The sequence below is a fragment of the Planctobacterium sp. R6 genome, from assembly GCF_055755215.1.
Map to the genome: position 1 here is coordinate 1 of NZ_JBVTQY010000069.1, position 11023 is coordinate 11023.

At 45.6% G+C, this 11023-nt stretch carries 9 protein-coding genes and 1 pseudogene; 7 read left to right on the forward strand and 3 right to left on the reverse strand.

Annotated elements, in window-relative coordinates; all coding sequences use genetic code 11:
- Positions 1-74 precede the first annotated feature (74 nt).
- From AC0J20_RS22505 to AC0J20_RS22520, 4 genes and pseudogenes are all read left to right on the forward strand, one after another.
- Positions 75-830: pseudogene (locus tag AC0J20_RS22505) on the forward strand (TonB-dependent receptor domain-containing protein); the annotation flags it as partial.
- A 130-nt stretch (positions 831-960) separates the two neighbouring features.
- On the forward strand, positions 961-1557 hold the full coding sequence (locus AC0J20_RS22510) for an RNA polymerase sigma factor (protein ID WP_473023460.1): 597 nt from the start codon (positions 961-963) through the stop codon (positions 1555-1557).
- A 3-nt stretch (positions 1558-1560) separates the two neighbouring features.
- Positions 1561-2628 (forward strand): FecR family protein, encoded by a 1068-nt coding sequence (locus AC0J20_RS22515; RefSeq protein WP_473023461.1) that lies wholly within the window; start codon positions 1561-1563, stop codon positions 2626-2628.
- A gap of 120 nt (positions 2629-2748) precedes the next feature.
- Complete coding sequence (locus AC0J20_RS22520) at positions 2749-5715, forward strand: TonB-dependent receptor plug domain-containing protein (protein WP_473023462.1); 2967 nt, start codon at positions 2749-2751, stop codon at positions 5713-5715.
- Here the strand turns inward: AC0J20_RS22520 and AC0J20_RS22525 are convergent.
- The 3 genes from AC0J20_RS22525 to nhaB all read right to left on the reverse strand — a co-directional run bounded on the left by AC0J20_RS22525 (position 5706) and on the right by nhaB (position 8502).
- Positions 5706-6308 carry an FMN-binding negative transcriptional regulator gene (locus tag AC0J20_RS22525; protein ID WP_473023463.1) on the reverse strand — a complete coding sequence of 201 codons (603 nt, stop codon included), beginning with the start codon at positions 6306-6308 and terminating at the stop codon, positions 5706-5708. The two genes, AC0J20_RS22520 and AC0J20_RS22525, sit on opposite strands and share 10 nt — an antisense overlap.
- Position 6309: 1 nt before the next feature.
- Complete coding sequence (dsbB, locus tag AC0J20_RS22530; protein WP_473023466.1) at positions 6310-6825, reverse strand: disulfide bond formation protein DsbB; 516 nt, start codon at positions 6823-6825, stop codon at positions 6310-6312.
- 99 nt (positions 6826-6924) lie between these two features.
- A complete protein-coding gene (gene nhaB, locus AC0J20_RS22535) occupies positions 6925-8502 on the reverse strand; it encodes a sodium/proton antiporter NhaB (RefSeq protein WP_473023464.1) in 1578 nt (525 codons plus the stop codon).
- 429 nt (positions 8503-8931) lie between these two features.
- On the opposite strand from nhaB, the gene fadR reads away from it, so the two are divergent.
- The 3 genes from fadR to AC0J20_RS22550 all read left to right on the forward strand — a co-directional run bounded on the left by fadR (position 8932) and on the right by AC0J20_RS22550 (position 10844).
- A complete protein-coding gene (gene fadR, locus AC0J20_RS22540; RefSeq protein ID WP_229530644.1) occupies positions 8932-9657 on the forward strand; it encodes a fatty acid metabolism transcriptional regulator FadR in 726 nt (241 codons plus the stop codon).
- Between the two features lie 222 nt (positions 9658-9879).
- On the forward strand, positions 9880-10233 hold the full coding sequence (locus AC0J20_RS22545; protein ID WP_229530645.1) for a phasin family protein: 354 nt from the start codon (positions 9880-9882) through the stop codon (positions 10231-10233).
- A gap of 71 nt (positions 10234-10304) precedes the next feature.
- Positions 10305-10844, forward strand: a complete 540-nt coding sequence (locus AC0J20_RS22550; RefSeq protein ID WP_473023465.1) for a hypothetical protein — start codon at positions 10305-10307, stop codon at positions 10842-10844.
- Positions 10845-11023 lie beyond the last annotated feature (179 nt).

An 11023-nucleotide genomic window follows, 5' to 3' on the forward strand; every position in this document is an offset into this window, starting at 1 on the left:
GTTGTGGAACTTAATCCGGAGAGCAAAAAAGAAGCAGCTTAACGGCTTAGGCGACAACTACCTTGAAAAACGCCGGTGTTGTTGGTCAACTGGACAACGGTTTGTTCGTGACAATGGATTACTACAACATTGAACTGGAAGACCGTCTAAGTACAACTTCCGGTTTGCAGTTATCTGATGCTGATATTGCCGCTCTGCTTGCTGCCGGTGTAACTGACGCCAGTAGCTTCAGTGAGGTTAGCTTCTTTACGAATGACTTTACCACTACCACTCAGGGTGTGGATTTAGTGGCTAACTACACCATGGAAATGCTGGGTGGTGACACAGTATTTTCTTTGGCCTACAACTGGACGAAAACTGAAGTTGACTCGGTGAAAGCGTTCAACCTGGCCACCGGTGGTGTGAGAGAAGTAAGCCCAAGTGAAATCGATAACATTGGTGACGATGAAACTGTTAACATTTCAGCTGATCGTATTCACATGTTAGAAGATAACTTGCCAGCAGTGCGTTATAGCCTGACAGCAAATCATACTAACGGTGACTGGAGAGTGATGGGCCGCCTGAACTATTTCGGTAGCATCTTTGAAGACCACCTTGATTCTGGCCTACCTATCGACAACATCGGTTCTGAAGTGACCGTTGATTTGGAGTTGGGTTATACAGTAAACGATTCACTGACACTGATTCTTGGTGCCAAGAATGCGTTTGACGAGTATCCAGATGAAAACCTGGCGTGGGATACTGAAGTGGCAGGTGCACAATACCCAGTTACTTCGCCCATTGGTATCAACGGTGGTTTTTACTACTTGAGAGCCTTATACAATTTCTAATATAGTGTCCTCCCTGACACTGAAATGAATGGGGGCCTGTGCCCCCATTTTATTGATAACCATTTTCAGTTTATTGCTATGACAATGCGTTTTGAGTTATAGCAATAGGTTGCAAGATACATTTAAAGATATGGCCAAACCCTCAAACATAACTGACGTATTTCTCAAGTATCGCTCCCAATTAAAGCGAGCGGTAAGTGGGATTGTAAGTTCTGATGAAGTGGATGACATTGTCCAGGAAACCTGGCTGCGTAGCTATGAAGCAGAATTGAAGCAGGAAATTCAGTTTGAAAAAACCTATATGCTGAAAACTGCACGGAACCTTGCGCTCAATCACGTCTCTAAGGCTTCTGAAAAGCACAACTTTTCCATGGAAGAGTTGGACGAGCAGGATGCTATTTTCGCCGGCATGCAACTGGAACGGCAGGTGGAAAGCAAAGAGCGTTTTTTGCATTTTTGTCGCGCTACTGACCATTTATCGCCAGAAGTAAAACGCGTGTTTTTATTGAAAAAGGTCTATGAATTGAGTCAAAGGGAAATTGCTGATTATTTGCAGATCAGTGAAAGTACCGTGGAAAAGCACGTTGCCAAAGGTTTACATCAGTGTGCGAATTATTTGAAAACTAACCAGGCCACGGGCAGTGGCCTTAAAGATGAGAAGTCTGAAAAAGGAAAGCGAAGTGACCCCAAAAACAATCTTTCCAGCCTGTTCGGACGTGGTAAATAAGTTATGAATAAAGTGACCCCACTTATTTCTAAAGAGCAAATCCAGGAACAGGCCTGTGAATGGATTAGCCGGATAGATCGAGGTTTAGAAGATCGGGAGCGCAATCAGTTGCAGCTTTGGATTAAACAAAGTGATAATCATCAGAGTTCTCTGTTTGAAATGGCGGCTCTGTGGGATGATCTCAGTGTTATGCATGAGCTCAGTGGACTGTTTCCCTTAGCTGAAAAATCGAATGCTGACGCCCAACAGAGTCGGGTATTCTTGAGTCGGCCCTTTATGGCTACCGCTGCCAGCTTTGCATTGCTATGCTCAATTATGTTTATGTGGATGCAGTGGCAACCCCAGTCCGATATTCCACAGCAAGTACAGGCGCAAAGCAAGGTACATGAAACCTCAGTAGGTGAACAAAAAACGATTGCTCTTGGAGATGGCTCATTAATAGCGCTGAATACTAACAGTGCGGTGGAAGTAAACCTGGGAGATAAAGTGCGCAGCATTAAAATACTCTCCGGAGAGGCTCACTTTGAAGTTGCACCCGATGCGAACCGGCCTTTTGTGGTTGCTGCGGGGCAAAACAAAGTAACGGCTATTGGTACGGCGTTTAATGTTCAATTGTTGGAAAACAAACGGTTTGAGTTGTTGGTAACGGAAGGCAAGGTATTGGTTTCTGAAATCAATCAGTCAATGCCGGATGATATTCACAAACTAAAAACAGATGATTTTAGCGCACTGGGTACCATCATGGTGTCTGGTGATACTGCGGTATTCGACGGGTTTTTCTCTGAACCTATGATCAGATTGTCGCTGGATCAGGTTCAGCGCAACCTGTCCTGGCAACAGGGCATGCTGGTCTTTCAGGGCGAAAGTCTGGAATATGCCATTGCCGAAATGAATCGCTATACTGCGAAACAATTTGTACTTAAGGACGAAGTGATAAAAGCCCGGCGCGTAGCAGGTTACTTTAAAGTGGGAGACACGGAAGGCTTGTTACACGCACTGCAAAACAACTTTGCGATTGAGCATGAGGTTGTGGGGGATGTTATCTATTTAAATGCGGCGCAATCGCATTAATTAGCAAGCGTTTTCTAAGTTTTTTTGGTAATGTGCCAGCCATAAAAACGAAAAAAATAATTAAAATTGCCAGTATCCGGGAACGCAAATAAAAACTGTTATGAAGTATCGGGAGCTATTGTGTCAGGCTTCATAGCGGCTTTCGCCCGGATAAGAGCGGTACTTTACTCGCTGTGGTTCCTCTTAACGATTGTAATATCCGCTGCCGCAGGGGCAGAAGATAAGATTTTATTTAACATTCCTGCATTACCCGCACATGAAGCGTTAACTGAATTCGCATTACAAGCTAACACCACATTACTCTTTCCGTATGAGCTTGCTGAGCAAGAGCGCACCAATGCGTTAGTAGGTGAATACACCATCGAGCTGGGCATAGTGAAGCTCCTTGAAGGCACCGGGTTATATCCGGTGACCGATGTTCACGGGCAACTCAGTGTACGGCCAATCAGACATGTGCCGGCCAGGTACGCAACCGCCAGACCCGTGTTAAACAGCGAACTTGAAACCGAGCGCTCCAGTTACAAAGTTGAGTTGCAGGAAACCTACATTGAAAAAATCGCCATCGTAGGTACGCGCACCAGCCCGCGTAATGCAATTGAATCGTCTGTGCCTCTGGATGTGATATCTGCCGCTGATATGCGCCGTCAGGGCAATACCGATATGTTGTCAATGTTGTCTAAGTTGATCCCGTCTTTCAACGTCAATGATCAGCCAATCAATGATGCCTCAACACTTATCCGTCCGGCAAATCTGCGGGGCATGGCTTCTGATCACACTCTGGTATTGATTAATGGCAAACGCCGCCATCGTTCTGCTGTTATCACGTTTCTGGGAGGCGGCTTGTCGGATGGCGCGCAAGGGCCTGACATTGCTGCAATCCCCATATCCGGCATTAAACAGGTTGGTGTATTGCGGGACGGAGCATCCGCACAGTATGGCTCAGATGCCATTGCCGGGGTTTTGAACTTCACTCTTAAGGATGACAGCGAAGGAGGCATGTTTGAAAGTCGTGTTGCGCAATATTACGAAGGAGATGGCCAGGCACTGCAATTACTGGCCAGTCGAGGCTTTTCTGTGGGGGAAAATGGGTTTTTAAACTTAAGTGCCGAGTCAGTTCACAAAGAACCCACAAGTCGAAGCACACAAAGGCAAGACGCCGGTTTTTTGGCTGAAAACGGTTTGCCAGTAGCTGATCCCGCGCAAATTTGGGGCACACCGAAAACTTATTACGACGTTAAGGCAATGGCTAATTTGGGTATTGAGCTCGATGCTGAAAATCAATTTTACAGCTTTGCGAATATTGCTAAACGGAAGATAGAAGGCGGTTTTTTTTACAGAAATCCGCAGACCCGTTCGGGTGTCAATGCGATTCCTATTTTTGATGATGGTGACGTTACTGATGGCACGAATAACGAGTTTTTAACGCCTTCTGCCTACCGCTGGATCGTATTAGATTTAACCCCGGATGATGGTATGGCTTGTCCGCAACTGACCTATCAGGGGGATACGGTACTGCACTTAACACCTGAGTATCAGCAGGTGTTCGATGATCCGAATTGTTTTGCGTTCAACGAAATGTTCCCGGCGGGATTTACTCCTCAGTTTGGGGGCATTGTGGAAGATGGGTTTTGGGCTGCCGGTTTCACAGGAACTTTGTCAGGTGGTTGGGAATACGATATGAGTGCGGCACTGGGTTATTCGTCAGTGGATTATTTTCTCAGTCAGTCGGTTAACCCATCACTGGGACCCGACTCTCCGACCTCATTTAATCCGGGAGGGGCCAGACAAATCGAAAGGAGTGTTAACCTCGATCTAAAGAAATCCCTTGTTGTGGGTTGGTTTGATGAACTCAACCTTGCCACGGGGTTAGAATGGCGTCGGGAAACTTACCGTCAGGTTGCCGGGGATTATGCTTCATGGGTGACCGGACCTTATGCATTGACCGCCGAGACACGACAAGCTACCGGGTTAACTATTGGCTCCAATGGATTTCCTGGCTATCGTCCGGAATCTCAGGGCAGCTGGTCTCGCGGAAACTGGGCCGCTTATCTGGAACTCGAGTCCTGGCTCAATGAAAATTTGCTGATCAATACGGCAGTGCGCTATGAAGATTATACTGACTTTGGAAATACCCTTGACGGGAAGTTGTCATTTTTGGCACAACTGGATAGTTCATTTGGATTGCGCGGTTCAATAAACAGCGGCTTTAAAGCCCCCACAGTGGGACAAAGCAATGTGATTAATGTCACGACAGCATTTTACAATAATCAACTGCAGGACCAGGCGACCTTACCGCCAACACACCCCATCAGCCAGCAGGTAGGAGCTACCCCGCTTGAGCCTGAAGAGTCAGTTAACGTGAGTTTTGGTTTGGTGGGACAATTTGCGAAACAGTTTTTCATTACCCTGGACTATTTTCAGATCAACCTGAAAGAACGCATCAGCACCACATCTGGTATTGCGCTGACCAATGAGGATTTGGCGGCGTTGGTCAGTCAGGGCATTGAGGACGCTGATCGTTTTTCTTCCATCAAGTTTTTTACCAATGATTTTGATACCCAAACGCGTGGCGTCGATTGGGTCATGAATTATGTCACCGATATTGAAGGGGTTCAGACGCAGTTTTCATTTAACTACAACTGGACCCAAACGGATGTGGAGCGCGTATCTTTATATACCAGAGCAGATATTAATGGCGATCTGGTGACGCAAGCCAACCTGACCGAGCAGCGCATTCGCATGATAGAGCAGAATATTCCCAGGCACAGAGCCTCACTGGCTATCAGCCAGACCTGGGATGATTTTAACACCTTACTGCGTTTTAATTATTACTCGGGTTACTACGAAGACCATCTTGATGCCTCCTCGGGGTTTGACATTTATGCTGGCTCTGAAGTCACAGTGGATATTGAGTTTGGTTATCAGTTTTCACCCTCCTGGTCGTTGGTGGCTGGAGCGAATAATTTGCTGGATAATCGTCCTGACAGCAATCCCTGGTCGGGCAGAGCCGGGGCGTTATATCCCTCAACGTCCCCTATGGGTATTAACGGTGGGTTGTGGTACGGGCGTTTACTCTATCAATTTTGATGTTGTGAGATGAATTGCGCCAGCGCCTTATCTTCATAGTGGTCACTGGCGGCTAATCTTTCCCGTGTTTTAATTTGATCTGCTTCACTGCGATGTTGCCCAAGCTTAAACTTACCCTGCAGGTTACTCACTGAAATATGAAAGCTCACAATGGCCTTGCTGAGCCTATCGATATAGGCGTCATTATACACTGAATGGTGTTCTGTATGGTCAGGTTCGTAATGACTTAGCATACGCAATGCCACCAGTCGGTTTTGCTCTTCCGGTAGTCGGGCGATTGTGCCTGTTACATGCACTGTTGTGTAATTCCAGGTGGGCACAGCCGGGCCTTTTTCGTAATCGAGTCCGGAAATATAGGCGTGTGGTCCGGTAAAAATGCATAGAGCTTCACGACCATCAAAGCATTTGTAGTGAGGGTTGGCCCGGGCGACATGCCCCTCTAGCAGCAGTGTATCATTCTGGTTTTCTATCAGGGTTAACGGCACGTGGGTGGCTTGCAATGGCTCAGTGGTTGTTATGCTGGCAAAGGGATATGCCCGAATAAAATTCAGGCTTTGCGATAGCTCTACGTTAAACGGTTTTGGAATATACATACTAAAAGCGCTTTTGCACAATAAGGCGTGGGATCAACATCGCGATTAACATCAGACTGTACAAACCAAACAGGATTATCATCCACTGCGGCATGGAAAAATGCAGGAACTGCCAGTCGATATTGCCACAATCTCCGGTGGCTGCAAAAAACGCGGGCAGCAACTCGTGCAGGGGCAAAAACGTTGGGAAGTTAGGGACAATCTCACAGGAGGCGAAAAAGGGGTTAGGGTCCATCTGAATATCAACATGCTCTATGGCGATTAGTAATCCCCAAATTGCCGACAACCCCCAAAGCATAAATCCAAACAGCCGGGTGGCGAAATGGTTGTAAATGAACGGCACCAAACCTGCGATAAGAATACCCAACATCGCGGTGCGTTGATAGATGCACATTATACAGGGGGCTAATCCCATAGAATATTGAAAAAATAGCGCGGTAATTTCAAACCCCAGGGCGCTTAGCCATAACGCACCCCAGGCACTTTTTTCATCGGGGAATTTGCTCAGTAGTTCCAGCACGGTCATTTCTCATTATTTTTTGCGGTATTATAAGGGGCTACGTAAAAAAAAAGCACCTGTTAAAAGGTGCTTTTAGTAATAAATTATGTACTGGTGCTAATGTCCGGACACTTCACCTAATTCAGCAGAGTGATGACTAATCCACCCCATTTCATAAAACCAGTCGGTCATATCGTACAAATTAAAGTAAACCGCTAACAGGCCAACAATCGTTAACACAACAGTGTAAGGCAACGCCATATACACCATCTTACCATAGGAAAGGCGCAGCAGTGGTGCCAGCGCTGATGTTAGCAGGAACAGGAAGGCGGCCTGGCCGTTAGGCGTCGCAACACTGGGTAAGTTGGTACCGGTGTTGATTGCCACTGCCAGCATGTCGTATTGGTCACGGGTAATTTCACCTGCTTTAAGAGCGTTGCCCACTTCGGTTATATATACCGAACCGACGAATACGTTGTCACTGACCATGGAGAGAACCCCGTTAGCCATATAAAACACCAGAAGTTGAGTTTTCCCTTCGAAGGTTAAAACCCACTGAATAACCGGGATAAAAAGTTTTTGGTCGATAATGACCGCCACAATCCCGAAAAACACACAAAGCAGGGCAGTAAATGGCAGCGCTTCTTCAAAGGCATGACCAATAGCGTGTTCTTCGATAACACCACAAAAAGCGGTAGCAAGCACGATAATGGACAAACCAATCAGACCTACTGCTGCCAGGTGCATACCCAGACCGATGACTAGCCACACTGCGATAATAGATTGGATAAACAGTTTCGCCCGGTCTTTATCTGTACGTTGTTCATCCAGGTGAGTACTGTAACTGACCAGGATTTCCCGGACCGCAGGTGACAACTGTGCACCGTAGCTAAATACTTTCGTTTTTTCCAGAATTGCGGTGGTTAACAGACCAAAAATAAACACCGGGATAGTGATCGGGCTCATGCGGATAAAGAATTCCAGGAAGCCCCAGCTCGCTTGCTGAGCAATGATCAAGTTTTGTGGCTCACCCACCATGGTCATAACGCCACCCAGAGCAGTACCAACTGCGGCGTGCATCATCAGGTTGCGTAAAAATGCTCTGAAGTCTTCTAAATCATCACGGGTTGGATGATGCAGTCCGTCGTCATCTGTGTGGTCATGATCATGGTGAAAGGATTTCCCAGACGCGACTTTGTGGTATATAGAATAAAACCCGGTGGCCACTGCAATGATTACAGCGACAACGGTTAGCGCATCGAGGAAGGCTGATAAAATCGCAGAAGAGGCACAAAATGCCATTGAAAGTGCGACTTTACTTTCCAGATTAATGAGTAATTTAGTGAAGACGTGCAATAGCAGGTCTTTCATAAAGTATATGCCTGCCACCATAAACACCAAAAGTAATACCACCTCGATGTTGAGAATGATTTCATGGCGCATCATGTCAGGCGATGTCATTCCTATGGCTAAGGCTTCCAGCAACAACAGGCCGCCGGGTTGCAATGGATAGCATTTTAATGCCATCGCTAAAGTAAAAATAAATTGTAATACCAGTGCCCATCCAGCAATGTATGGATTCATACTAAACAGAAAGGGATTGATAACGAGAAACGCAATAATGGCCTTTTTATACCAGTCCGGGGCGTTACCCAGGAAGTTTTGGTACAGAGACTGAAGCAGATTTTGGGGCATTGAAACCGTTCCTTTTTTCATACTAAAAAGTTGATACCTGTTTTAGAGGTTGCCACGCAAAATTGCAAGCGATAAAACCTCTGAGCACCCAGTTTAATGTTTAATTAGCTGGTTTTTAAACAAAAAGTGTGAATTTTCGCTTTCTCTATAACCCGGTGAAAAGCGCACAAATTTTCTACAGGGCAGCGCTAATCACTGCGAAATATGGGGGTTTTGGGTGGTTTACTTAAATTGCTTGTTGATTCGCTGTGCATTCATTGTTAGCTTTAGCATATTAACTGGTATAACCTGTATCAGGCGCCAGGGAAAACAACGCCTTCCGGTTCAAATGAATCTAAAATGAGCAACATTATTTAATTCATGGTTTGGTCGGTTAACTGATAACCGGTTGGTAATAAACGCCATAATAATAATTAGTGAGCGAGCTGAATGATTTACAAAGCGCAAAGCCCGGCAGGGTTCGCAGAAGAATACATTGTTGAATCAATATGGAGTGGACGTTTTCCACCCGGCACAATCTTGCCGGCCGAGAGAGAATTATCAGAGTTAATTGGCGTAACCCGCACAACCTTAAGAGAAGTATTACAACGTCTTGCCAGAGACGGTTGGTTGACGATTCAGCACGGCAAACCTACACGCGTCAATGATTTTTGGGAAACCTGTGGACTCAACATATTGGAGGCACTTGCAAGGCTTAATGAAGATGGCATCCCCAAATTGGTGGATGATTTGTTGGCGGCAAGAACCAATGTAACCAACCTCTTTATCCGCGCTGCGATTAAGAATGCCAGTGACAAGGTTGTGGCGTTGCTTGAACCTCATTTGCGCCGGTCTGAAGAGATTATGGCTGGTGATGGCAAGTCTTTCGCTATTCTGGATTATCAGTTAACCCATGACCTGGCGTTAGCGTCTGATAATAAAGTGTATGTTCTTATGATGAATGGGTTTAAAGGTTTATACTCCCGCATAGGTGGCTTTTACTTTGACAGACCAAAGGCCAGAGAGATCGCGCTTAATTACTATTCACAACTTCTGGAATTGGCTAAAAATGCCGACTTTGAAGGTGTTCCGGCAGTAGTGCGTCAATACGGTATTGATAGCGGCAAGTTGTGGGCTGAAGTTCGCAATGATTTGCCCGCTGGTTTAGTCGACTAGTTGCTATAATGCCTAAAACTCGCATTGAGTTTTAGGCAAACCTTTCTAAATCCTCTTTTTTGCCTCTATACTTTTTCGCGTATTCTCTTTGAAAATTTAATTAAAACAAATAGTTAGGGTGTCTTCAGGGATCTTCAGGGGTTTAGTATGCGATTTCTAAAATATGTCCTTAAACTGTGCAACATCAAATAACGAATCAACCACAAACTGAGGATTCAACAAATGACTAAACTTGAAAACATTAAATCAAAAGTAAACGATGCTGAAGAATTTGCGCGCAAGATCTGGTTAGCGGGTCTGGGTGCTTACGGTAAGAGCCTGGACGAAGTTCAAAGCAACTTTGAAAAAATGAATACCGAAGCAACTAAAGTATTCGAAGACCTGGTAAACAAAGGCGAAGCTTTAGAAACCGAAGCTAAAGGTAAGTTCAAAGAAAAAGCTAACATCGAAGCTCGTGTTGCTGAAGTTCGCAAAAAGTTGGGTTTAGACAAGCAGTCTGACGAAGACAAGATTGCTGAATTGTCTGCCAAAATTGATGCTTTGACTGACGTAGTTGCTAAGCTGTCTGCTAAGTAATTAAATCTCCTGGCGGAGACAGTGTCTCCGCCAGATCTGTTTTGCTTACCCAAAAAAGACGGGAGTGTTTCATGAGTACTGTTAAGAACGTAGAAAAGGCTGGCCGTCAGTTTTGGTTAGCGGGTTTGGGGGCGTGTTTAGTTGGTAAAGAATACGCAGTTAAAAAAATGGACGAGTTGTTCGAAGGAACAAATTCCCTGGTGAATGGCGTGCTTGCCAAAGGTGCGACAATCGAAGGTGATATTAAAACTAAATTGCAGACTGGTTTTCAGCAAGACGAGAAAATACTCGAATTGCGTGAAAAGTTGGGTCTAAACAAGGAAAGTAAACAGGACAAGATTGTACGTTTGGCCGCGAAGGTTGATGCTTTGACTGAGATCGTAGCGACGCTATCGGTTAAAACCGAACAGGCAAAAAAAGTAGCTACGAAGCCAGCGAGTGACACTCAGGGCGCAGCTGCACCTACATCTAAGCCTGCTGCAAAGCGAACTACAACGCGTAAACCCAGAGCGACTACTGCCAGAGCTACGTCTTCAAAGACTGCAGCAAAGCCGGCTGCTCGTCGTACAACGACAAAGAAGACAACCAACAGCAAAACAGACACTGAGTAGTAGATTATCCATTAGCTCATTGTGGATAATTCCTGCAACCCTCCCAACGCGGAGGGTTTTTTGTTTCTTCTTCCCAAGACATCCATCTTCTTCCCAAGACATCCATCTTAATTTGTCTCAAACAAATTTGATATAACGCTTTAATCCGTTTTGCTGTTCATTCGGGGTTTTGGTGGATT